Source organism: Mycobacterium sp. (genome assembly GCF_046330795.1).
Lineage (GTDB): Bacteria > Actinomycetota > Actinomycetes > Mycobacteriales > Mycobacteriaceae > Mycobacterium.
The window spans coordinates 1424958-1448451 of record NZ_JAXLSA010000001.1; the positions used below are offsets into that span (position 1 = coordinate 1424958).

Below are 23494 nucleotides of genomic sequence, written 5' to 3' on the forward strand. Positions count from 1 at the left end.
GTGTGCTATGGCACCAGAGAAGCTGCCGAATCCGGCATCCCTGACCGAGTTCCCGTTCAACATGTTCGTGCGCCTGCTGGCGACCGGCGACGTGCGCGCCACCGCCGCTCAACACGCGTCGTTCCGGCGGTTCGCCGACCTGGGCGACCCGCTGGCCGACGACCTGGTGGCGATGATGCAGCGCCTCCCCACCGGGGAGGGCCGGGCGATGTTCGAGGCGGCGGCGGACGGCGGTCTGGGCGCGGTCGCCGACCCGCCGCCGGAGTTGGTGGCGTTCTTCGCCGCCGTGGAGGACGAGCCGTACTGGCTGGATCACGACAAGCTGGCGCTGGCCGCGCGGGTCAGTATGCGCACGGGCATCGTCGGCATCGGGCTGGCGCTCCCCGGGCTGGCGCTGACCGGGGGCTATCTGGCCTCCAAGGCCGACAAGCCGTTGGTGGGCACCGGGGATCTGCGCGAGATGGCGCCGCGCCGGCTCAACGAGACCGCGCAGTGGTACATCGATGTCACCTCGCCGGGCGGGCTGGATCGGTTCGCCCGGGGATACACCGGGATCCTGCGGGTGCGGGTGATGCACGCGATGGTGCGGGCCGCGATGGCCCGGCGCGAGGACTGGGATTTCGATCAGTGGGACGCGCCGGTCAACCAGGTTCAGCTGGCAGGAACGCTGATGCTGTTCTCGCTGGCCAATCTGGCGGGCTGCCAGGCGATGGGCATGCGCTTCACCGACCGTGAGCGTGACGCGGTGTTCCACTTCTGGCGCTATGTGGGCGGGCTGATGGGCGTCCACCCCGAGCTGGTTCCGGCCTGCGAGGACGACACCTGGCGGCTGTTCTGGCTCGAGGCCGACACCGAGTTCCTGCCCGACGACGATTCCATGCGGCTGGCCGACGCGCTGCACGGTGGCCGCGACGAGCCGCGGGTGATGGCGCTGGCTCGCGGGTATCTGTCCTCGTACAGCCGCTTGGTGCTCGGTAGGTCGAACGCCGATCGTCTCGGATTGCCGGACAACAAGGCGCTGCAGGCCGCGGTGCTGGCCTCCGCCGCAGCCAACCGGGTGTTCGAATACCGCCGTGTGCTGCCCGGAATGACCTGGCTCAGTGAGGAATTGGGCCAGCGGGCCCGCGTGGGATTCATCAGGCGCGGGATGGCCGACACCGGTGGCGACCGCTCGTACCGCCGGCACGACGGGCTGGCCGCCATCGGCTAGCGTCTCACTATTTGGACGTAGAATTCAGCATTCTGGGATGCTGTGACACGATGGCGTCATGTCCGCCACGCAGATCGGTACCGTTCGCCGCTGGTCGATGCTGGCAATCGCGCTCGGTGCGACGTTGTGCGCCAACGTGTTCATCAACGGTGTTGCCTTCCTGATCCCGACGCTGCACAGCGAGCGCGGCCTGGACCTGTCCCGCGCCGGCCTGATCTCGGCGATGCCCAGCTTCGGCATGGTGGTCACCCTGATCGCTTGGGGGTACGTCGTGGACCGGGTCGGCGAGCGACTGGTGCTGGCGCTGGGCTCGGCGCTGACGGCCGCGGCGGCCTTCGCGGCCGCGTGGGCGCACTCGCTGGTGGCCGTCGCAGCGTTCCTCTTCCTCGGCGGGATGGCCGCGGCGTCGAGCAATTCGGCGAGCGCGCGCGTGGTGGTCGGCTGGTTCCCGCCGGAGCGGCGCGGGCTGGTGATGGGTATCCGCCAGACCGCGCAACCGCTCGGTGTCGGATTGGGCGCCTTGGTGATTCCACGGGTGGCGCAGTCGCACGGCGTGTCCACGGCACTGCTCTTCCCGGCCGTCGTCTGCGCGGCAGCCGCCGTCGTCGTGGCCGTCGGGTTACTCGATCCCCCACGCCCGCCGCGCGAGCAGGCCCACCCCGACGAGTTGGCCAATCCGTACCGCGGCACGTCGACACTCTGGCGGATCCACGCGGTGTCGGTGCTGTTGGTGGCACCGCAGTCGCTGGTCTGGACGTTCACCCTGGTGTGGTTGATGAGCGGCCACGGCTGGTCGGCCGGCTCCGCGGGGCTGATGGTCACGATGGCCCAATTATTGGGTGCCGCAGGGCGAATCGCGGCGGGCCGGTGGTCCGATCTGGTGGGTTCGCGATTGCATCCGGTGCGCTGGATCGCCGCCGTCGCGGCATTGTCGATGGGTCTACTGGCGCTCCTGGACCAGCTGGATTCGCCACTGGCCGTGGCCGTCATGGTGGTGGCGTCGGTGGTCACGGTGTCCGACAACGGTCTGGCGTTCACCGCAATCGCCGAGATCGCCGGACCGTTCTGGAGCGGCCGGGCACTCGGCATGCAGAACACCGCTCAGCTGTTCACCACCGGTGTCGTGCCGCCGGTCTTCGGTGCCCTGATCACCGCGGCCGGCTTCCCCGTCGCCTTCGCGGTGTGTGCGCTATTCCCCTTGGTGGCACTGCCGTTGGTGCCGGTGCATGCGGATCCGCTACGGGCCAACGACCGTCACTGACCCCTGCATCGACTCAGCGCTGCCGGCGACGGCCACTCGGGAAACGTCGCAGTCAAGGCTGACTCGATGCCGCCCGGCGTTATCCGTCGCCGCGCCGTTCGATCGACTCCTCATCGGGCATCCGCTCGCGAAGGCTGTCGTAGATCGGCGGCGATCCGATGACGTACGCGGCCAGCACCGCCGCGGCCGTCGCCGCCATCATCGGCACGATCACCTCTGTCGTCGCCGTCATCTCCGTCACGAGCACCATCGCGGTCACGGGCGCCCGCACGGTGGCCCCGAAGAACGCCGCCATCCCGACCAACGCCATCGGAACCGCCAAAGACAGTGCGGCCCCAGGCCATACGACGTTCACTCCCGCGCTGAACAACACTCCCCACAGCGAGCCGACGGCCAGCATCGGCGCGAACAGGCCGCCGGGCACCGCGGCCGAGTACGACAGGGGGCCGGCGATCAACCGCACCGCGAGATATCCGACCACCGCCGTCACGACGATGTGGTTCCCGGCCAAGATCCGTTGCGTCAGTTGGTCGCCGCCGCCCACCGCGAGCGGGGAGAGGAACATCACGAGTCCGACGACGGCACCGATGGCGCCGGCCTTGGCGAGCGCCGGGATCCGGTGGAAGCCGCCGACGTGATCGAGGAACCACAACACCAGCCCGTTGTAGGCCGCACCCAGAGCGCCGGTGAGCAACCCGAAGGCGACGAAGACCGGAAGCCACGCCAGGGCCGGCGCCCCGATCGGGTCGACCCGGAAGTCGGGATGGTTGCCGAGGATGAGCCGAGAGCAGGACACCGCGGCGGTCGCGGCGAACAGCGTCGCCAGCACGGTGTTCATCCGGAACGACTTGGTGACCTCCTCGAGGGTGAAGAGGGTACCTCCGATGGGCGCGTTGAACGCGACCGCGAGCCCCGCCCCGCCGAGTGCCGTCTGCATCATCCGGACCTCGGGATCGGGCAGGCGCGCGCGACGGGCGGCCTCGGCTCCGATGGCCGCGCCCATGTGCACCGTCGGCCCCTCGCGGCCCAGCACCAGACCGGATCCGATGCTCAACAGTCCACCGACGAACTTCGCCGGCAGCAGTCGCAGCAGCGGCGGCCGGGCCGCGCCCAGAAAGACAGCCTCGACGTGCTGGATGCCGCTCCCGGCGGCCAGCGGCTCCCACCGGACGATCAACGCGGCGAGCGCCGCGCCGACGGCGGCCGCGACGGTCGGGACGAGCCAGCCGGGGCCGGGCAGCCCGTGTGCCCAGGCGACGAGATCGATGCGCAGGCGATCGGCTTCCTCCAGACACCAGCGGAAGGCGCCGCCGACAACACCGATGAGTACACCCGCGAGCGTCGCCGTGATGCAGACATGCACGGAACGCACGGAGTCAGTGGCCTTTTCGGGGCCCGCCGCAGGTGTGGTCACGACGCACCGGGAAGACTCACGAGCGACCGTGCGCCGCGGACACCTGCACCGGCACGTCGTCCTGCCATGGCTGACGCGCACACGTGTCGGCGACCCGGAACGTCCCGCGCTCGAATTCGCCGGTGGCCGCATCGACCAGTCGGTACTCATGTGTCGGCGTCTGGATCGGTTGCCCGTCGAGCAGGATCACCCGAACCTCGCCGGGTTCGAAATGGCACCGGCTCTGCAGCGCCTCGATCAGCTGTTCGTTGTGCAGATGCCCGTCACCGAAATTCCAGCCGATCGCGTACGCGCAGAACTGCTCCCCCTCGATGATCGCGTAATCCCGTTCCCGGCCAACGGGAATCGCCCGGTTCAGCAGCGTGAGCAGGCCGCGGCCGTTGGCGAACATCACCCGGAATGCGAGCGCCAGCTCCTTGGGGACGTCGGCGGCACCCTCGCCCTCGGCGGCATAGAACTTCTCGATCTGCTTGTGCGGCAACAGGCCCAGCCCGATCCGGTTCGCGGCGATCTTCTCGCAGGCCGAATCGGTCAGGCACCACACGGACAGATCCCAGTTGCCGGCGTAGTAGCGCATGCCGGGAAGGAACGACACCCGGCGCGGATACAGGTTGCCGATCACGATGGTGGTCAGCACCACCGCCAGCAGCGCCACCACCGCCCACGCCTGCGGGAACCAGAGATCGGACAGCCCGAAGGACGCCTTGTCGACGAACAGCGTCACGATCGCGAACAGCATGTAGACGTTCCACTCCAGCGGCACACCCAGCGGGATCGACGTCAGGATGATCAGGTGCAGCGCGATCAGCAGCGCCGCCGCGAGGTAGGTGAGCGGTCCGCCGTGCGAGAAGAACAACACCGGCGGCGCCAGCAGTTCGATCGCGGTACCGGTGTGGGCCAGCAGCCGGGGCGCCCAGCTGGGTTGCAGATCGTCGGGGAACTTGCGGAACATCATGCGCCGCAAAGATTTCAGGCGGATGATGGGATTGTTGGCCATCATGGTGGCCACGACGTACGGGAAGTGCCGGTTCAGCTTGGACACCGCGGCGCCGAACCAGATGCACAGCATCACGCACTTGGCAGCGACGATCATGTTCACCGGCGCCAGCAGGAAGGTCAACGCCAACGTTCCGTAGACCTCGCCGCGGGCGGCCAGGTAGATCAGCTTGTCGCGCAGGCCGATCACGGCCAGGATCGCGAGCACCACACCGACCTTCCACGCCGGCAACACCCCGACGGTGGTGTCCAGCGCGGGAACCGCACCGGTGCCGTCCGAGCACAGCGTGTACAGCGTCGTGGCGATCAGGGCGGCGTAGAGCAGCACCTCGAAAAGGGTGCGCCGGTCACCGCCCGTCAGCGGGATACGCCGCGGCCACGGCGGCAGCCGGACCGTGCCGGTGCGCAGCCAGTAGAGCGGTGAACCCAACGGCGGCATCACTTTTCCGGTCAGCGGGCCAAAACCGCAGCCGAGGCCGAGAACCTCGAACAGCAGCGACCACAACACCACCTTCTGGAAGACGATCGGCTCGTTCCACCCGGCCCCGATGTTGCCCCAGCCGTCGATTCCCTTGGTGGCCAACGCGAAACCGAGGCCCGCCACGATGTACAGCCCGATCTTGACGGCGTAGAGGACGTAGAAGACCTCCGGGTAGCCCATACCGCGCTCGGCGATGTGCCGGGCCATCGGCCGCAGGCGTTCCGCCCGGTCGCTCTTGCGCCACTCGGCGACGTCGACCACGGGCAGATCAGGACTGAGAAACCCCATGAATGGACACTATTCGATGAGTGTCTACAGTCGCTCGAGAATCCGATCCCCGACCTGGGCGGTGGACAGCTTGTCGGTCCCGCGCGTGGCGAGATGATCCGACACCGCCGCGTCCACCCGGGCGGCGGCCTCGTCCTCGCCGACATGCGCCAGCAGCAGCGCCACGCTCATGACGGCCGCCGTCGGATCGGCCAGACCCTGTCCGGCGATGTCCGGCGCACTGCCGTGCACCGGCTCGAACATCGACGGGTTGGTCCGGGTGGCGTCGATGTTGCCGCTGGCCGCCAGCCCGATGCCGCCACACACCGCAGCGGCCAGGTCGGTGATGATGTCGCCGAACAGGTTGTCCGTCACGATCACATCGAAGCGACCCGGATCGGTCACCATGTGGATGGTGGCGGCGTCGATGTGCTGGTAGGCCACTTCGACATCGGGGAACTCGTAGGCCACCTCGTCGACGGTGCGCGACCACAGGCTGCCGGCGAACGCCAGCACGTTGGTCTTGTGCACCAGCGTCAGATGCTTGCGCCGTGCCTGCGCGCGGGTGAACGCGTCGCGCACCACCCGCTGCACGCCGAACGCCGTGTTGACGCTGACCTCGGTGGCCACCTCGTGCGGGGTGCCGACGCGCAACGCACCGCCGTTGCCGGTGTACGGACCCTCGGTGCCCTCGCGGACCACGACGAAATCGATTTCACCGGCACCCGAGATCGGGCTGCTCACACCGGGATACAGCCGGCCAGGGCGCAGGTTGACGTGGTGGTCCAACGCGAACCGCAACTTGAGCAGCAGACCGCGCTCGAGCAGACCGGGCGGCACCGACGGATCACCGATGGCCCCGAGCAGGATCGCGTCGTAGCCGCGCAACTCCTCGATGGTGCTCTCGGACAGGATGTCGCCGGTCGCGTGGTAGCGCCGGGCACCCAGGTCGTATTCCGTCTTCTCGACGCCGGGCAGCACCGCGTCGAGCACGCGGCCGGCCTGCTCGATGACCTCCGGCCCGATGCCGTCACCGGCAATGACCGCCAGTTTCAACGTCGCCGTCATGACAGGTCGACCAGTTCCAGCGTGGTGGCCTCGACGGCGTCGCGGATCGCCGCACGGGTGGCCTCCGGCACGTCGGTGTTGACGCGCAGCAGCAGCGTCGCACCCGGACCGTCGGCGTCCTGGCTGAGTGCGGCCGCCTGGATGTCGATGCCTTCGTTGCCCAGGATCGTGCCGATCTTGCCCAGCGAGCCGGGCTTGTCGGCGTAGCTGGCGATCAGGTTGAGGCCCTCGGCGCGCAGCTCGAGGTTGCGGCCGTTGACGTTGACGATCTTCTGCACCTGCTGCGGCCCGGTCAGCGTGCCGGACACATTCAGCTGGGAGCCGTCCGGGTACACCGCGCGCACGTCGACCAGGCTGCGGTGGTTCGGGCTCTCTGCCGACGTGGTCAGCTCGGCGCTGACCCCCCGCTCGGCGGCCCGGGCCGGCGTGTTGACGAACGTGATCGGCTCGTCGGTCACGGCGGAGAACAGGCCCCGCAACGCCGACAGCTTCAGGATGTCCACATTCTCCGACGCCAGCTCGCCGTACACGTCTACCGACACCGTCGACGGCACCGTCTTGGCCAGCGCACCCAGCAGCACACCCTGCTTGCGCACGATGTCCAGCCACGGCGCGACCTCGTCGCCGACGGCGCCGCCGGAGACGTTGACGGCCTCGGGCACGAACTCCCCGGCCAGTGCGAGCAGGACCGAGCGCGCGACGTCGGTGCCGGCGCGGTCCTGCGCCTCCGACGTCGACGCCCCCAGGTGCGGGGTCACGACCACCTGCGGGAGGTCGAAGAGCGGGCTGTCGGTGCAGGGTTCGGTGTCGAACACGTCCAGGCCGGCGGCGCGGACGTGGCCGCTGTTGATCGCATCGGCCAGGGCTTGCTCGTCGATCAGGCCACCGCGTGCGGCGTTGACGATGATGACGCCCGGCTTGGTCCTGGCCAGCGCCTCCCTGCCGATAATGCCTTTGGTCTCAGCGGTTTTCGGCAGATGCACCGAGATCAGGTCGGCGCGGGACAAGACCTCGTCCAGGGGCAGCAGCTCGATGCCCAGCTGGGTGGCCCGGGCGGCCGACACGTAGGGGTCGTAGGCGATGACGTTGGTCTCGAACGCCGCCAGGCGCTGCGCGAACAGCTGCCCGATCCGGCCCAGGCCCACGACACCGACGGTCTTGCCGAAGATCTCCACGCCGTTGAAGCTCGACCGCTTCCACTCGTGCTCCCGCAGCGACGCATCGGCCTGCGGGATCTGGCGGGCGGCGGCCAGCATCAGCGTGACGGCATGCTCAGCGGCGGTGTGGATGTTGGAGGTGGGCGCATTGACGACCATGACCCCGCGTTTGGTGGCGGCGTCGACGTCGACATTGTCCAGGCCGACGCCGGCGCGGCCCACGATCTTGAGCTTCGGTGCGGCGGCCAGCACCTCGTCGTCCACGGTGGTGGCCGAACGGACCAGCAGCGCGTCGGCCTCGGGTACCGCGGCCAGCAGCTTCTCCCGGTCGGGGCCGTCCACCCAGCGGACTTCGACCCCGTCTCCGAGGGCGTCCACAGTGGACTGGGCCAGCTTGTCGGCGATCAGTACAACAGGCAAACTCACTCGGACAGACTAATAGGGTGGAGCACTGTGGTTGACGTCACCGTCGTCGGAAGCGGCCCCAACGGTCTGAGCGCCGCGGTCATCTGCGCCCGGGCCGGGCTCTCGGTGCGGGTGATCGAGGGCCAATCCACCCCCGGCGGCGGTGCCCGCAGCGCGCCGGACCCCGAATACCCCGGCGTGCTGCACGACGTGTGTTCGGCGGTCCATCCGCTCGGCATCGCCTCACCTTTCTTCGCGGAATTCGACCTGGCCGCGCGCGGGGTCCAGCTGGTGTCCCCGGAGATCTCCTACGCCAACCCGCTGCCGAACCATCCCGCCGCCGTCGCCTACCGCAGCCTGGCGCGCACGTGTGAGGAACTCGACGACGGCGCATCGTGGCGGACGCTGTTCGGCCCGCTCGTCGAACACGTGGACGGCGTGCTGGGCTTCTTCCTCGGGGACAAACGCTCACTGCCGCCGGACCTGCCGACCACCGTGCGGACCGGCCTTCGGGTGCTCGCCCAGGGCAGCCCGGCCTGGGCGATGCTGCGCGGCGATGACGCCCGGGCACTGTTCACCGGAGTGGGCACCCACGCCATCTCGCGAATGCCGTCGCCGGTCAACAGCGGCGCCGGGCTGATGCTCGGCACCGTGGCCCACACGGCGGGCTGGCCCGTGCCGATCGGCGGCACCCAGGTGATCACCGACGCGCTGATCGCCGACCTCGAGGCGCACGGCGGTGAGCTGGTCCTGGGCGAGCCCGTCACCGCACCGCCGGCCGGCGTCGTCGTCTACGACACCGCGCCGACCGCACTCCTGGACATCTACCGCGACGCGGTACCGGCGCGGTACGCGAAAGCCTTGCGGCGCTACCGGTTTGGCCCCGGGGTGTGCAAGGTCGATTTCGTGCTGTCCGGCGACATCCCGTGGCGCGACGGCCGGGTGGCCCAGTCCCCGACCATCCACCTCGGCGGCTCCCGCCCGCAGATGGCGCTCGCCGAGCGGGAGATTGCCGACGGTCGGCACGCGGAGTGGCCCATGACGCTGGCCGCGCTGCCGCACCTGGCCGATCCGTCCCGCATCGACGACCGGGGCCGCCGGCCCCTGTGGACCTACTCCCACGTGCCGGCGAATTCGACCGCCGACCTGTCCGAGACCGTCACCGCCCAATTCGAGAGGTATGCACCGGGTTTCCGCGATCTGGTGCTGGCGGCACGGGTGGTCCCGGCGGCGCAGATGTCGGTACACAACGCGAACTACGTCGGCGGTGACATCATCGTGGGCGGGGCGAATCTACGGTCGGCCATCGTCGGTCCGACGCCGCGGCTCAATCCGTGGACCACGCCGATCCCGCAGGCGTACCTGTGCTCGTCGGCGACCCCACCCGGCACCGGTGTGCACGGCATGGCCGGCTACTACGCCGCGCGCACGGTCCTGAAGCGCGAATTCGGGATCAAGACGCTGCCGCGGCTGGCCCCCTGAGGGAACCAGCCGCGGCCAGAACGGTTGCAAGCTAGGCGGTTTCGGTGATCGGCCGGTCCACCCAGCTCATCAGGTCGCGCAGCTTCTTGCCGGTGACCTCGATCGGGTGCTCGGCGTTCTGCTTGCGCAGCCCTTCGAGTTCCTTGTTGCCGCCCTCGACGTTGGCCACCAGGCGCTTGACGAATGTGCCGTCCTGGATGTCCTTGAGGATGGCGCGCATCCGCTCCTTGGTGTCGGCGTCGATGACGCGGGGGCCGCTGAGATAGCCACCGAACTCCGCGGTGTCGGACACCGAGTAGTTCATCCGCGCGATGCCGCCCTCGTACATCAGGTCGACGATCAGCTTGAGCTCGTGCAGCACCTCGAAGTAGGCCATCTCCGGCGCGTAGCCCGCCTCGACCATGACCTCGAAGCCGGTCTTGACCAATTCCTCGGTGCCACCGCACAACACGGCCTGCTCACCGAACAGGTCGGTCTCGGTCTCTTCCTTGAAGTCGGTCTTGATGACGCCCGCGCGCGTGCCGCCGATGCCCTTGGCGTACGACAGCGCCAGCGCCTGCCCCTCACCCTTGGGGTCCTGGTCCACGGCGATCAGACAGGGCACACCCTTACCGTCGACGAACTGGCGGCGGACCAGATGGCCGGGGCCTTTCGGGGCGACCATGCCGACGGTGACATTGGCCGGCGGCTTGATCAGGCCGAAGTGGATGTTCAGGCCGTGGCCGAAGAACAGCGCATTGCCGTCCTCGAGGTGCGGCTCGATGTCGTTCTTGAAGATCTCGGCCTGGGCGGTGTCCGGCGCCAGCAGCATGATCACGTCGGCCCACTTGGCAACTTCTTCGGGGGTGTCGACGGTCAGGCCCTGCTCCTCGACCTTCTCGCGGGACTTGGAGCCTTCGCGCAGACCGACTTTCACGTCGACGCCGGAGTCGCGCAGCGACAGCGCGTGCGCGTGCCCCTGGCTGCCGTAGCCGATGACCCCGACCTTGCGACCGGCGATGATCGACAGGTCTGCGTCGTCGTCGTAGAACATCTCAACTGCCACTTGCCTTTTCCTTATCTCTTTCGATTGGCGCCGACCGTGGGGGTCTTGGACGGAAATCGCCGTCACAGATGCGTAGCCCACACAGTCGGCATCTTGGTGTCGTTATCTTGTGGTCCCGATGCCCCGCGGCCCGCGTGCCAGCGACACGACCCCCGACTGCACGATCTCACGAATACCGTAGGGCTCGAGGACGCGCAGCAGCGCCCCGATCTTCTCCTGGGTCCCGGTCGCCTCGATGGTCAGCGACTCGGTGGAGACGTCGACGACCTTGGCGCGGAACAGGTTCACCGCCTCGATCACCTGACTGCGGGTGCCCGCATCAGCGCGCACCTTGATCAGTGCGAGCTCGCGGGAGACCGAGTTCTCCTCGTCCTGCTCGACGATCTTGATCACATTGATCAGCTTGTTCAGCTGCTTGGTGATCTGTTCGAGCGGGAAGTCCTCGACCGACACGACGATCGTCATGCGCGACATGTTCTTGGCCTCGGTGGCACCGACCGCGAGCGACTCGATGTTGAACCCGCGCCGCGAGAACAGCGCCGCGACGCGCGCCAGGACGCCCGGCTTGTCCTCGACCAGAACCGACAGGGTGTGTGTGGTGACCGTCATCTCTAGACCTGATCTTCGTTGTCGAACAGCGGGCGGATGTCGCGCGCCGCCATGATCTCGTCGTTGCTGGTGCCCGCCGCGACCATCGGCCACACCTGGGCGTCGGCACCGACGATGAAGTCGATGACCACCGGGCGGTCATTGATCTCCCGCGCCTGCCGGATGACGTCCTCGACGTCCTCCTCACGCTCGCACCGCAGCCCGGCGCAACCCATGGCCTCGGCCAGCATGACGAAATCCGGGATGCGCTGGCTGTGGGTGGCCAGATCGGTTTGGCTGTACCGCTTTTCGTAGAACAGCGTCTGCCACTGCCGAACCATGCCCAGGTTTCCGTTGTTGATCAGCGCCACCTTGATCGGCACACCCTCGATGGCACAGGTGGCCAGCTCCTGGTTGGTCATCTGGAAGCAGCCGTCGCCGTCGATGGCCCACACCTCGGCCTCCGGGCGGGCCATCTTGGCGCCCATGGCCGCCGGGATGGCGTAGCCCATCGTGCCCAGCCCACCGGAGTTCAGCCACGTACGCGGCTTCTCGTACTTGATGAACTGCGCGGCCCACATCTGGTGCTGCCCAACCCCGGCGACGTAGATCGCGTCGGGGCCGGCGATCTCGCCGAGCTTCTCGATGACCAGTTCCGGGGACAGGCTGCCGTCGCTCTGCGGCCCATAGCTCAGCGGATAGGTCGCACGGACGCTCGACAGGTACTCCCACCAGCTGTCCAGCTTCAGGTTGCCGGGCACGTCGTCGCGACGCAGCGCCGCGATCAGATCGACGATCACGGCCTTGACGTCACCGACGATCGGAACGTCGGCGTTGCGGTTCTTGCCGATCTCCGCGGGGTCGATGTCGGCGTGAATCACCTTGGCATCCGGTGCGAATGAGGACAGCTGGCCCGTGACGCGGTCGTCGAACCGGGTGCCCAGCGCGATCAGCAGATCACTGCGCTGCAGCGCGGCCACGGCCGCGACGGTGCCGTGCATACCGGGCATGCCCAGGTGCTGCGGATGGCTGTCGGGGAAGGCTCCGCGCGCCATCAGCGTCGTGACCACCGGGATGCCGGTCAGCTCGGCCAGGTCCAGCAGCTCCTCGGTCGCCTCGCCGCGGATCACGCCGCCGCCGACATAGAGCACCGGTTTGCGGGCAGCCTTGATCAGTTTCGCGGCTTCCTTGATCTGGCGGCTGTGCGGCTTGGTGTTCGGCTTGTAGCCGGGCAGATCCATCTCCGGCGGCCAGCTGAACGTGCACGTGCCCTGCAGCACGTCCTTGGGAATGTCCACGAGGACCGCGCCGGGCCGACCCGAGGCGGCGATGTGGAATGCCTCGGCGATCACCTGCGGGATCTCGTCACCGTTGCGAACCAGGAAGTTGTGCTTGGTGATCGGCATGGTGATGCCCGAGATGTCGGCCTCCTGGAAGGCGTCCGTGCCGATCAGGCTGCGGCCCACCTGGCCGGTGATGGCGACGACGGGGATCGAGTCCATCTGCGCATCGGCCAGCGGGGTCACCAGGTTGGTGGCGCCCGGCCCGGAGGTGGCCATCATGACGCCGACGCGGCCGGTGGCGTGCGCGTAGCCGCTGGCGGCGTGGCCGGCGCCCTGCTCGTGGCGCACCAGGACGTGGCGCAGTTTGGTCGAGTCGAACAGGGGATCGTAGACGGGCAGGACGGCGCCGCCGGGGATGCCGAAGATGGTGTCGACGCCCATCTCCTCGAGGGAGCGGACCACCGACTGGGCCCCGGTCATCTGCTGCGGGGGCACCCGGTTGGAGGCCTGGCGGGGAACACCGTTGGTCGGTTTGGGTGCGGTGGTCGGTTCCGGTGGCCGCGTGGTCGGTGCGCTCACGGTCTGTTCCTTCGGGTTCTTGGTCTGGGATTCATCGCTGTGGGCAACAAAAAACCCCCGTCAGCTTGGGCTGCACGAGGGTTGCGCGTCGGGGTGCTGGTAGCTGGAAGCTCGCCAGGTCACGCACCAACGCGCCGGCAAAGTACTACGAGCATGCTCCGCATGACCGTCGACGGTAGTCTCCGCACAGGTCAAAGGTCAAATTGCGGGTGGCTCCTATGATGCAGGGCGTGTCCGCCGATATCGAAACCGACCGAGTGGTGATCAGCATTTCGCCGATGGCGCACTTCGCCGTCGGGTTCTTCGCGTTGAGTCTGCTGGTGTTCCTGGTGATCTCACCGTGGGCCGCGCTGCTGCTGTTGATCCCGTTGGCGATGTCGGTCTTCATCTTCCGTTCGCGTACGGTCGCCGACCGCGACTCCGTCACCGCCCGAACCCTGCTGGGCAGTACGACGATGCGCTGGGAGGACATCGAAGGTCTGCGATTCGACAAGTCGTCGTGGGCACGGGCGCATCTGAAGAGCGGCGGCGGCGACGTGCCGCTGCCCGCGGTGACGTTCTCGACGCTGCCGCTGCTGACCGAGGCCAGCGGCGGACGGGTGCCCAACCCGTACGGCTGAGCCCAAACCTGGTTCTGTTCTGCGGTGGCTGCGACGAACACCGAGTAGCGCTCGCAGTGGACGCTGGACAGATCGAATTAGCTCAGCGGATTTCCACCGTTGAGCAGCACCCACACCGCGATACCGCCGCCGATGCCCAGCAGCAGCGCCAGGAATGAGCCGATGAACGGCCGGCGCGCCCAGCCCCGGCCGGCGTCGAATCCGTAGCGGCCCGGACCGACCAGGATGATCGCGATCGCAACGACGATCAGCGTCAGCTCGAACTCATGGCCGTTCGGTAGGAAGAACGCGAACTCGTGCGGGTTCGACTGCGTCGCGATCCCGGCGATCAGCCCGTTGATCAGGTACGCCAGCGCCGCTGCGGCCGCCAGCGGGGTGAACAGCCCCAGCACCAGCAGCACACCCGCGGCGATCTCCGTGCCGGCCGCCACGTAGGTCAGGATGTTCGCGTGCTGGTAGCCCAGGTCGGCCAGCCCGTCGCCGAAGCCGCCCAGCCCGGCGCCACCCCACCAGCCGAACACCTTCTGCAGGCCGTGCACGATCAGCAGCGCGCCGAAACCCACCCGCAACAGCAGCAGGCCCAGATCCTGGGTGCCCCGGCGGTCGGTGGTCCGGGACCGGCCGTCGTCGGGTTCGATCTCCTCCGGCCCGACGGACGGCGACCGCGCGGACTGCGGCTGCACGTACGGCAGCGGCTCGGGATCGTTCAGCACGCCCAGGCCCGAGGCACTGTCGGATGCGTAGGGGTTGGCCGCGTAGGGGTTGACGGGCTCCGGCGTGCTCGCGCTGTACGCGTCTCCCGGCGGCGTGGCGTAGTTGGGAATCTTCGTGGTCTCGAAGTCGCCACCGTACGTGGCCGACGGCAGATCGTCCTCCGGGTCGACCAGGCTGGCCGAGGCCGGCCGCTGCCAGCTGGGATCATTCGAAGCGCTCGTCACGACAGCCAGGGTAGGACGAAAATCCTGGGAATCGGGGATTTGAGCGGCCCTTTTGCCGGGCAATAATCGCAATCCGTAACCTGGCTGCATGCTGATGTCCCCGCCCGTCCGCGGCGTGCTGGCCGCGCTGACCGCCGGGCTGGTTGTCACGCTGTCCGGATCGCTGACGGGTTGCGCCCGGTTCGACGACGCACAGTCCCAACCGTTCACCACCGAACCGGAGCGCGGCGCCCCGGCGACCTCCACTCCGCCGCCACCCCCACCGTTGCCCGCGAACCCGTTCCCCAAGGCGTGCCCGGCGCCCGGCGTCATGCAGGGCTGCCTGGAGAGCACCAGCGGACTGATCATGGGCGAGGACGGCAAGACCGCCCTGGTCGCCGAGCGCACCACCGGAGCCGTCAAGGAGGTGTCGGTCAACGCCGAGCCGAAGACCCGGCTGGTCATCCCCGTCGACGGGTCCGGCGACGGCGGGCTGCTGGACATCGTGAAGTCACCGACCTACCAGCAGGACCGGTTGATGTACGCCTACATCAGCACACCCACCGACAACCGGGTGGTCCGCATCGCCGACGACGACGTGCCCAAGGAAATCCTGACCGGCATCCCGAAGGGCGCCTCGGGCAACGCCGGCTCGCTGATCTTCACCAGCCCGACCACCCTGATGGTCCAGACCGGCGACGCCGGCAATCCGGGTGCGGCCGCCGACCCGGGGTCACTGGCGGGCAAACTGCTGCGGATCGAGCAGCCCACCACCGTCGGCCAGGCGCCGTTGACCACCGCGCTGACCGGTCTGGGCGGGGGCGGTTCGATGTGCATCGATCCGGGCGACGGCTCGCTGTACGTCACCGACCGCAGCCCGACCGGCGACCGCCTGCAGCGGATCACCAAGGACTCCAAGACGTCGACGGTGTGGACGTGGCCGGACAAGCCCGGTGTGGCGGGGTGCGCAGCCGTCGAGGGCAGCGTGCTGGTGAATCTGGTCAACACCAAGCAGACCGTCGCGGTGAAACTGGCGCCGGACACCGGCGCGGTCACCGGTGAGCCGGAGGTGGTCCGCCAGGACCAGCACGGCCACGCGTGGGCGCTGGCGCTGTCCCCCGACGGAAACGTCTGGGGCGGAACGGTCAACCGCACCGCCGGCGATCCCGACAAGCTCGACGACGTGGTGTTCCCGTTGTTCCCGCAGGGCGGATTCCCGCGCAGCGATGCCGATCTGAGCTAGGCGCCGCAGGCCGCCAGTACCAGCTCACGGACGCGTGCCGCGTCGGCCTGACCGTTGGTGGCCTTCATCACCGCGCCGACGATGGCGCCGGCAGCCTGCACCTTGCCGCCCCGGATCTTCTCGGCCACATCGGGATTGGCGGCCAGCGCCTCGTCCACCGCTGACTGGATCAGCGAGTCGTCGCGCACGACGACCAGCCCGCGGGCGTTCATCACAGCCTCCGGCTCACCCTCACCGGCCAGCACGCCCTCGATCACCTGGCGGGCCAGCTTGTTCGAAAGTTTGCCGTCGTCAACGAGTTTCACCACGGCGGCCACCTGGGCGGGAGTGATGGGCAATTCGGAAACCGGACGCCCAATTTCATTGGCCTTCTGCACCAGGAAGTTCCCCCACCAGGCACGGGCGGCCTCACTCGAGGCGCCCTCGGCCACGGTGGCGGCCACCAGCTCCACCGCCCCGGCATTCACCAGGTCGCGCATCACCTCGTCCGACACTCCCCAGTCGGCCTGAATTCGCTCGAGCGCCAGCCACGGTAGCTCCGGGATGGTGCCGCGCAGCTGCTCGACGAGCTCCCGTGACGGCGCCACCGGTTCCAGATCGGGCTCCGGGAAGTACCGGTAGTCCTCGGCGGTCTCCTTGGCGCGGCCGGGTGAGGTGTATCCGTCCTCGTGGAAATGCCGGGTCTCCTGGGTGATGGACCCCCCGGCCTGCAGCAGCGCCGCCTGGCGGCGCATCTCGTAGCGCACCGCCACCTCGACGCTCTTGAGCGAGTTGACGTTCTTGGTCTCGGTCCTGGTGCCGAATTCCGTTGCGCCCTTGGGCATCAGGGACACATTGGAGTCACAGCGCATCGAGCCCTGATCCATCCGGACATCGGAGACATCCAGGCCGCGCAACACTTCCCGCAACGCGGTGACGTAGGCGCGCGCGATCTGCGGCGCGTTCTCGCCGGTCCCGACGATCGGCTTGGTGACGATCTCGATCAGGGGCACACCGGCCCGGTTGTAGTCCAACAGCGACTCGGTGGCGCCGGCGATCCGGCCGGTGTCGCTGCCGATGTGCAGCGACTTGCCGGTGTCCTCCTCCATGTGGGCGCGCTCGATCTCCACCCGCCAGGTGCTGCCGTCCTCGAGCGGGACGTCGAGGTAACCGTTGATCGCGATCGGCTCGTCATACTGGCTGATCTGGTAGTTCTTCGGCATATCCGGGTAGAAGTAGTTCTTCCGGGCGAACCGGCACCAGTCGACGATCTCGCAGTTCAGCGCCAGGCCGATCCGGATCGCCGACTCCACCGCGGCGGCGTTGACCACCGGCAGCGCGCCCGGCATGCCGAGACAGACGGGGCACACCTGGGTGTTGGGTTCGGCGCCGAAGGTGGTGGCGCAGCCGCAGAACATCTTGGTGGCGGTGGACAACTCGACGTGCACCTCGAGCCCGAGGACGGGGTCGTAGGCGGCGATGACGTCGTCGTAGTCGAGCAGATCGGCCGTTGCAGCGGTCATGCCGCTCATCCTAGTGGGGGCGATTTCAGCCGAAGAACTCTGCGGCGTCGTCGTAACGCCACTGCGGAACCAGTTTGAGGTGCGCGACCGCATCGGCCAGCGGGACCCGCCCGATGGTCTCGCCGCGCAGGCTGACCATCATGCCGAACTCACCGGCGTGCGCGGCGTCGGCGGCGTTGACGCCGAACCGAGTGGCCAGCACCCGGTCGTAGGCCGTCGGGGTGCCGCCGCGCTGAACATGCCCCAGGACGGTCACCCGGACGTCCTTCTTGGTCCGCTGCTCCACCTCGAGGGCCAGCTGCTGCGCGACGCCGGTGAACCGTTCGTGACCGAATTCGTCGGTGCCGCCCTCACGTAGCTGCATGGAGCCCTCGGCGGGTTTGGCACCCTCGGCCACGACACAGATGAAACTCGAATTGCCATGCTGGAAGCGCCTTTTCACCAGCCGGCACACCTCTTCGACGTCGAAGGGCTGCTCGGGGATCAGGGTCATGTGCGCTCCGGCGGCCAGCCCGGAGTTCAGCGCGATCCAGCCCGCGTGCCGGCCCATGACCTCGACGAGCATCACCCGCTCGTGCGATTCGGCGGTGCTGTGCAGGCGGTCGATGGCCTCGGTGGCGATCATCACCGCGGTGTCGTGGCCGAACGTGACGTCGGTCTGGTCGATGTCGTTGTCGATCGTCTTGGGCACCCCGACGACCGGGACGCCCTCGTCGGAGAGCCACTTGCCCGCGGTCAGCGTGCCTTCCCCGCCGATCGGGATCAGGCAGTCGATGCCGTTGTCGTCCAGGTTCTGTTTGATCCGTTCGAGGCCGGCACGCAACGTGTCCGGGTTGACCCGCGCGGTGCCCAGCATCGTGCCGCCCTTGGCCAGCAACCGGTCGTTGCGGTCGTCGTTGACCAACTGCACGCGGCGGTTCTCCAGCAGTCCGCGCCAGCCGTCCTCGAACCCGACCACGGTCGAGCCGTACCGCATATCGCAGGTCCGAACCACGGCCCGGATGACGGCGTTGAGGCCCGGACAGTCGCCGCCGCCGGTGAGAACTCCGATCCGCATGGGGCCATCCAACCGCATCAGATCGCGGTGGGTAGCGGTCCTCGCGCAGTTTCGTAGGCCGCACCCACGCGGTAGACGCGGTCGTCGGCCAGGGCGGGCGCCATGATCTGCAGACCGACCGGCAGGTTGTCGTCCGGTGCGAGTCCCGACGGCACCGAGATGCCGCAGTGCCCGGCCAGGTTGAGCGGCAGGGTGCACAGGTCGAACAGGTACATCGCCAGCGGATCGTCGACCTTCTCCCCCAGCCGGAACGCGGTGGTCGGGGTGGCCGGGCTGACAAGGACGTCCACGGACTCGTAGGCCTTGTCCAGGTCGTCGGCGATCAGCGTGCGCACCTTCTGGGCCTGGTTGTAGTACGCGTCGTAATAGCCGGCCGACAGCGCATAGGTGCCGATCATGATGCGGCGCTTGACTTCTGGGCCGAATCCGGCGGCGCGGGTCAGCGCCATGACCTCCTCGGCGCTGTGCGTGCCGTCGTCGCCGACGCGAAGTCCGTAGCGCATGGCATCGAACCGCGCCAGGTTGCTCGACACCTCCGACGGCAGGATCAGGTAGTAGGCGGCCATCGAGTGGTCGATGTGCGGGCAGTCCACCTCGGTGACCGTCGCGCCGAGCGCGCGCAACTGTTCCACGGCGGCATTGAAAGATTCCAGTACACCGGGCTGATAGCCCTCGCCGCGGTGCAGCTGGGCCACCACACCGACCTTCACGCCGCGCAGGTCCCCGGCCGCACCGGCGCGCGCGGCCGCGACGACATCCGGGACGGGCACATCGACGGAGGTGGCGTCGCGGGGATCGTGGCCCGCAATGACCTCGTGCAGCAGCGCGGTGTCCAGCACGGTGCGCGCGCACGGACCACCCTGGTCCAGTGACGAGGCGCAGGCGACCAGCCCGTAGCGGCTCACCGTTCCGTAGGTCGGCTTGACGCCGACCGTGGCGGTCAGCGCGGCGGGCTGGCGGATCGAGCCGCCGGTGTCGGAGCCGATCGCCAGGGGCGCCTGGAACGCGGCCAGCGCGGCGGCACTGCCGCCGCCGGAGCCGCCCGGCACCCGCTCGGTGTCCCACGGATTGCGGGTCGGGCCGTATGCCGAGTTCTCGGTCGAGCTGCCCATGGCGAACTCGTCCATGTTCGTCTTGCCCAGGATGGGGATGCCGGCGCGGCGGATGCGCGTGGTCACCGTCGCGTCGTACGGCGAGGTCCAGCCCTCGAGGATCTTCGAGCCGCATGTGGTGGGCATGTCGGTGGCGGTGAAGACGTCCTTGAGCGCCAGTGGCACCCCCGCCAGCGCGGACGGCAGCTCGTCACCCGCGGCGACCTTGGCGTCGACGGCGGCGGCGGCCGCCAGCGCCTGGTCGGCGGACACGTGCAGGAACGCGTGATAGTCGCCGTCGGTCGCCTCGATCTGGTCGAGACAGGCCCGGGTGACCTCGGTCGAGGACACCTCTCTGGCGGCGATCTTGGCGGCCAGCTCGGCAGCGGTGAACCGGACGAGCTCGGAAGCGGTGCTCACTGGTTCTCCCCCAGGATCTGCGGGACGGCGAAGCGGCCCTGTTCGGCGCGCGGCGCCTCGGCCAGCGCCTCGCCCTGCGTCAGGCCCGGGACCACAGTGTCGGGGCGGGTCACGTTGACCTGATCGAGCGGATTGTCGGTGGCCGTCACACCGGTGACGTCGACGGACTGGATTCGGCTGACGTGCTCCAGGATCGCGTCGAGCTGACCGGAGAAGCTGTCGAGCTCCTCGTCGGTCAGCGCCAGACGCGCCAGGCGGGCCAGATGGGCCACGTCGTCTCGGGAGATTTGCGACACGCGTAGGAGCCTAGCGAGTTGAGAATTCTCCTCGCCGAGCACTCAGTGACGTACACATTCGGGCCGCAAGTCCGTACGTGGATGTGCGCTCGCCACCGGCGTGGGCCGCCACTACCGGAAATGCCGACAGCTGGACCCTGTGCCAGAGTGTTGGCCGTGCCCTCGTATCTCTTGCGTGTCCAACTGGACGACCGGCCCGGCAGCCTCGGCTCCCTGGCCGTGGCGCTCGGTTCGGTGGGTGCCGACATCCTGTCCCTCGACGTCGTCGAGCGCGCCCCCGGATACGCGATCGACGACCTGGTGGTCGAGCTGCCGCCGGGAGCGATGCCCGACATGCTGATCACGGCGGCCGAGAACATCTCCGGCGTGTACGTCGACTCGATCCGGCCGCACACCGGTCTGCTCGAGGCGCACCGCGAACTCGAGCTCATCGACCATGTCGCCGGTGCTGCGGGCCGCGCCGCCAGGCTGCAGGTTCTGGTCGACGAGGCGCCAAGGGTACTGCGGGTCGGCTGGTGCACCGTGGTCGAGCTGACCGGGGCCGGGCTGCGGCGCGTCGCCGGCAGTTCGGGCGCACCCGAGACCCACGCCGAGACGGCCCCCTGGATGCCGATCGACCACGCCCAGGCACTCGACGGCACCGCCGAGTGGAATCCGCAAGTCTGGCGAGACATGGACACCACGCTGGCAGCCGCGCCGCTCGGCAATCCGCATACGGCCATGGTGCTCGGACGGCCCGGCGGCCCCGATTTCCGGCCGTCGGAAGTGGCCCGGCTGGGTTACCTGGCCGGGATCGTGGCCACGATCGTGCGCTGAACCTAGTACGCCCGGAGTAGCCTTGAAGAGCCAGAAATCCCCACAGACCCGGAGGTAAGCATGGTCGAGAAGGTACAGGTGCGGTGTTCGAGTTGCGGGGCGTACTTCACCGGCAACCACGGTGACTCGCAGTGCTCCAAGTGCGCCAGTAAGTAGAGCTACTGACACGCTGACATCCGCTGGAACGGACGACCGTTCCAGCGGATTCGGCTTTTACGGGGTGTTGTCGGCGCCGGGGCCGTCCTGCAGCAGGCGGGCGAAACCGTCCTCGTCGAGCACCGGCACTCCTAGCTCGATCGCCTTGTCGTACTTGGAGCCCGGTGCGTCGCCGGCCACCACGTAGTCGGTCTTCTTCGACACCGACCCGGCGGCCTTGCCCCCGCGGGTGATGATCGCCTCCTTGGCCCCGTCCCGGGAGAATCCCGTCAGCGAGCCCGTGACGACGATGGTCAGCCCCTCCAGAGTCCGCGCGACGGAAGCGTCGCGCTCGTCGGCCATCCGGACACCGGCCGCGCGCCACTTGTCGACGATCGCACGATGCCAGTCCACGGTGAACCACTCCGTGACCGCAGCCGCGATGGTGGGACCGACCCCCTCGACCGCCGCCAACTGGTCCTCGGACGCGGCTTCGATGGCGTCGAGGCTGCCGAACTCGGTGGCCAGCGCACGCGCAGCCGTCGGCCCAACGTGGCGGATGGACAACGCCACCAGCACCCGCCACAGCGGCTGCTCCTTGGCCTTGTCGAGGTTGGCCAGCAAGCGTTTTCCGTTCGCCGACAACTCGCCGGCCTTGGTGGTGAACAACTCCGTGCGCAGCAGGTCGTCGGCGCTCAGCGTGAACAGTTCGCCCTCGTCGGCGATCACGCCGGCCTGCAGCAGCGCGACGGCGGCCTCGTAGCCCAACCCCTCGATGTCGAAGGCGCCGCGGCCCGACATGTGGAACACCCGTTCCCGCAACTGCGCCGGACACGACCGCGAGTTCGGGCAGCGAATGTCGGCGTCGCCCTCCTTGGCCGGGGCCAGTGGGCTGCCGCACTCGGGACATGTTGTGGGCATGACGAATTCGCGTTCGGTTCCGTCGCGCAGATCGACCACGGGGCCGAGCACCTCGGGGATGACGTCGCCGGCCTTGCGGATCACCACGGTGTCGCCGATCAGGACGCCCTTGCGCTTGACCTCCGAGGCATTGTGCAGCGTCGCCAGCCCGACCGTCGAGCCGGCCACTTTCACCGGTTCCATGTAGGCGAAGGGCGTGACGCGCCCGGTGCGCCCGACATTCACGCGGATGTCGAGCAGCCGGGTCTGCGCCTCCTCCGGGGGGTACTTGTAGGCGATCGCCCAGCGCGGGGCGCGGGACGTTGCGCCCAGACGGCGCTGCAGCGGGAACTCGTCGACCTTGACCACCACACCGTCGATCTCGTGCGCGACGTCGTGCCGGTGCTCCCCCCAGTAGGCGATGCGCTCCTCGACCGCGGCGAGGCCCTGCACCCGCGCCGTGTGTTCGGACACCGGCAAGCCCCACGCCTTCAGTGCCAGGTAGGCGTCGTGCAGGCTGGCCGGGCCGAATCCCTCGGCGTGGCCCAGGCCGTGGCAGATCATGTGCAGGTTGCGCCGGGCCGTGATGGCGGGGTTCTTCTGTCGCAGCGAGCCCGCGGCGCTGTTGCGCGGGTTGGCGAACGGCGGCTTACCCTCCTCGACGAGGCTGGCGTTGAGCGCTTCGAAGTCGGCGATCCGGAAGAACACCTCGCCGCGCACTTCGAGCAGTGCGGGCACCGGGTATTCGTCGGTGCCGGTGAGCCGTTCCGGGATATCGGTGATGGTCCGGGCGTTGAGCGTGACGTCCTCGCCGGTGCGGCCGTCGCCGCGGGTGGCCGCCCGCTCCAGGCGGCCGTCGCGGTACACCAGTGCCAGCGCCACCCCGTCGATCTTGAGTTCGCACAGGAAGTGTTCGTCGGTACCGATCTCCGCGGCCACCCGGGCGGTCCAGGCCGCCAGCTCGTCGGCGTTGAAGACGTTGTCCAGGGACAACATCCGGTCCAGATGCTCGGCCGGCGCGAACTCGGTGGCGAACCCCGCCCCGCCCACCAACTGGGTCGGCGAGTCCGGGGTGCGCAGCTCGGGGTGCTCATCCTCGAGCGTCTGCAGCCGCCGCAGCATGCCGTCGAAGTCGGCGTCGGTGATGGTCGGGGCGTCGCGCACGTAGTAGCGGAACTGGTGGTCGCGGACCTCGTCGGCGAGCTCCTGCCACTGCCGTCGCAGGTCGGACTCCGCAGCTGGGGTTTCCGAGGCGGCCAGT

19 protein-coding genes are annotated in these 23494 nt (G+C 68.7%); 6 read left to right on the top strand and 13 right to left on the bottom strand.

Annotation, left to right across the window (positions count from 1 at the left end):
• The first annotated feature begins 7 nt into the window (after positions 1 to 7).
• Positions 8 to 1210, top strand: a complete 1203-nt coding sequence (locus U0R18_RS06760; protein ID WP_526367161.1) for an oxygenase MpaB family protein — start codon at positions 8 to 10, stop codon at positions 1208 to 1210.
• A gap of 58 nt (positions 1211 to 1268) precedes the next feature.
• Complete coding sequence (locus U0R18_RS06765) at positions 1269 to 2471, top strand: MFS transporter (RefSeq protein WP_526367163.1); 1203 nt, start codon at positions 1269 to 1271, stop codon at positions 2469 to 2471.
• A 79-nt stretch (positions 2472 to 2550) separates the two neighbouring features.
• Here U0R18_RS06765 and U0R18_RS06770 read toward each other — a convergent pair whose 3' ends face one another.
• From U0R18_RS06770 to serA, 4 genes are read right to left on the bottom strand one after another with little or no spacing between them, the layout of a single operon-like run.
• Positions 2551 to 3843: a H(+)/Cl(-) exchange transporter ClcA gene (locus tag U0R18_RS06770; RefSeq protein WP_526367165.1), complete on the bottom strand. Its 1293-nt coding sequence runs from the start codon at positions 3841 to 3843 to the stop codon at positions 2551 to 2553.
• A 58-nt stretch (positions 3844 to 3901) separates the two neighbouring features.
• Entirely contained in the window at positions 3902 to 5650 is a 1749-nt protein-coding gene (locus U0R18_RS06775; protein ID WP_526367167.1) for a DUF3556 domain-containing protein, read from the bottom strand.
• Positions 5651 to 5674: 24 nt separating this feature from the next.
• Positions 5675 to 6685: a 3-isopropylmalate dehydrogenase gene (locus U0R18_RS06780; RefSeq protein WP_526367491.1), complete on the bottom strand. Its 1011-nt coding sequence runs from the start codon at positions 6683 to 6685 to the stop codon at positions 5675 to 5677.
• 8 nt (positions 6686 to 6693) lie between these two features.
• Entirely contained in the window at positions 6694 to 8280 is a 1587-nt protein-coding gene (serA, locus tag U0R18_RS06785; RefSeq protein WP_526367169.1) for a phosphoglycerate dehydrogenase, read from the bottom strand.
• A gap of 27 nt (positions 8281 to 8307) precedes the next feature.
• On the opposite strand from serA, the gene U0R18_RS06790 reads away from it, so the two are divergent.
• Positions 8308 to 9741 (top strand): phytoene desaturase family protein, encoded by a 1434-nt coding sequence (locus tag U0R18_RS06790; RefSeq protein ID WP_526367171.1) that lies wholly within the window; start codon positions 8308 to 8310, stop codon positions 9739 to 9741.
• 31 nt (positions 9742 to 9772) lie between these two features.
• Here the strand turns inward: U0R18_RS06790 and ilvC are convergent, their stop codons facing one another.
• The 3 genes from ilvC to U0R18_RS06805 all read right to left on the bottom strand — a co-directional run bounded on the left by ilvC (position 9773) and on the right by U0R18_RS06805 (position 13236).
• Positions 9773 to 10801, bottom strand: coding sequence for a ketol-acid reductoisomerase (gene ilvC, locus U0R18_RS06795; protein WP_526367493.1), 1029 nt, complete (start codon positions 10799 to 10801; stop codon positions 9773 to 9775).
• A gap of 87 nt (positions 10802 to 10888) precedes the next feature.
• On the bottom strand, positions 10889 to 11395 hold the full coding sequence (ilvN, locus tag U0R18_RS06800; RefSeq protein WP_526367173.1) for an acetolactate synthase small subunit: 507 nt from the start codon (positions 11393 to 11395) through the stop codon (positions 10889 to 10891).
• A 2-nt stretch (positions 11396 to 11397) separates the two neighbouring features.
• Positions 11398 to 13236 (bottom strand): acetolactate synthase large subunit, encoded by a 1839-nt coding sequence (locus U0R18_RS06805; protein ID WP_526367175.1) that lies wholly within the window; start codon positions 13234 to 13236, stop codon positions 11398 to 11400.
• Between the two features lie 221 nt (positions 13237 to 13457).
• On the opposite strand from U0R18_RS06805, the gene U0R18_RS06810 reads away from it, so the two are divergent.
• A complete protein-coding gene (locus tag U0R18_RS06810; RefSeq protein WP_526367177.1) occupies positions 13458 to 13856 on the top strand; it encodes a PH domain-containing protein in 399 nt (132 codons plus the stop codon).
• A 77-nt stretch (positions 13857 to 13933) separates the two neighbouring features.
• Here the strand turns inward: U0R18_RS06810 and U0R18_RS06815 are convergent, their stop codons facing one another.
• Entirely contained in the window at positions 13934 to 14794 is an 861-nt protein-coding gene (locus U0R18_RS06815) for a DoxX family protein (protein ID WP_526367179.1), read from the bottom strand.
• An 88-nt stretch (positions 14795 to 14882) separates the two neighbouring features.
• On the opposite strand from U0R18_RS06815, the gene U0R18_RS06820 reads away from it, so the two are divergent.
• Positions 14883 to 16016, top strand: a complete 1134-nt coding sequence (locus U0R18_RS06820; protein WP_526367181.1) for a PQQ-dependent sugar dehydrogenase — start codon at positions 14883 to 14885, stop codon at positions 16014 to 16016.
• Here the strand turns inward: U0R18_RS06820 and gatB are convergent.
• The 4 genes from gatB to gatC are packed head-to-tail and all read right to left on the bottom strand — an operon-like array spanning position 16013 to position 20382.
• Positions 16013 to 17518: an Asp-tRNA(Asn)/Glu-tRNA(Gln) amidotransferase subunit GatB gene (gene gatB / locus U0R18_RS06825; protein ID WP_526367183.1), complete on the bottom strand. Its 1506-nt coding sequence runs from the start codon at positions 17516 to 17518 to the stop codon at positions 16013 to 16015. The genes U0R18_RS06820 and gatB overlap by 4 nt on opposite strands.
• Positions 17519 to 17543: 25 nt before the next feature.
• The gene (locus U0R18_RS06830) at positions 17544 to 18575 is read right to left on the bottom strand and encodes a 6-phosphofructokinase (RefSeq protein WP_526367185.1); all 1032 of its coding nucleotides are present in this window, start codon (positions 18573 to 18575) and stop codon (positions 17544 to 17546) included.
• Between the two features lie 17 nt (positions 18576 to 18592).
• Complete coding sequence (gatA, locus tag U0R18_RS06835; protein ID WP_526367187.1) at positions 18593 to 20086, bottom strand: Asp-tRNA(Asn)/Glu-tRNA(Gln) amidotransferase subunit GatA; 1494 nt, start codon at positions 20084 to 20086, stop codon at positions 18593 to 18595.
• Entirely contained in the window at positions 20083 to 20382 is a 300-nt protein-coding gene (gene gatC, locus U0R18_RS06840) for an Asp-tRNA(Asn)/Glu-tRNA(Gln) amidotransferase subunit GatC (RefSeq protein WP_526367189.1), read from the bottom strand. The genes gatA and gatC overlap by 4 nt, the downstream gene beginning before the upstream one ends.
• Before the next feature lie 156 nt (positions 20383 to 20538).
• On the opposite strand from gatC, the gene U0R18_RS06845 reads away from it, so the two are divergent.
• A complete protein-coding gene (locus tag U0R18_RS06845; protein ID WP_526367191.1) occupies positions 20539 to 21198 on the top strand; it encodes an ACT domain-containing protein in 660 nt (219 codons plus the stop codon).
• A gap of 213 nt (positions 21199 to 21411) precedes the next feature.
• Here U0R18_RS06845 and ligA read toward each other — a convergent pair whose 3' ends face one another.
• Positions 21412 to 23493, bottom strand: coding sequence for an NAD-dependent DNA ligase LigA (gene ligA, locus U0R18_RS06850; protein ID WP_526367495.1), 2082 nt, complete (start codon positions 23491 to 23493; stop codon positions 21412 to 21414).
• Position 23494 lies beyond the last annotated feature (1 nt).

What these genes read in the sequence shown, in the direction of transcription:
- U0R18_RS06810 (WP_526367177.1), top strand. Translation starts at nt 13,458, where the DNA reads ATGCAGGGCGTGTCCGCCGATATCGAAACCGACCGAGTGGTGATCAGC.
- U0R18_RS06820 (WP_526367181.1), top strand. Translation starts at nt 14,883, where the DNA reads ATGCTGATGTCCCCGCCCGTCCGCGGCGTGCTGGCCGCGCTGACCGCC.
- gatB (WP_526367183.1), bottom strand. Translation starts at nt 17,518, where the DNA reads ATGACCGCTGCAACGGCCGATCTGCTCGACTACGACGACGTCATCGCC.
- U0R18_RS06765 (WP_526367163.1), top strand. Translation starts at nt 1,269, where the DNA reads ATGTCCGCCACGCAGATCGGTACCGTTCGCCGCTGGTCGATGCTGGCA.
- ilvN (WP_526367173.1), bottom strand. Translation starts at nt 11,395, where the DNA reads ATGACGGTCACCACACACACCCTGTCGGTTCTGGTCGAGGACAAGCCG.
- U0R18_RS06760 (WP_526367161.1), top strand. Translation starts at nt 8, where the DNA reads ATGGCACCAGAGAAGCTGCCGAATCCGGCATCCCTGACCGAGTTCCCG.
- U0R18_RS06830 (WP_526367185.1), bottom strand. Translation starts at nt 18,575, where the DNA reads ATGCGGATCGGAGTTCTCACCGGCGGCGGCGACTGTCCGGGCCTCAAC.
- U0R18_RS06775 (WP_526367167.1), bottom strand. Translation starts at nt 5,650, where the DNA reads ATGGGGTTTCTCAGTCCTGATCTGCCCGTGGTCGACGTCGCCGAGTGG.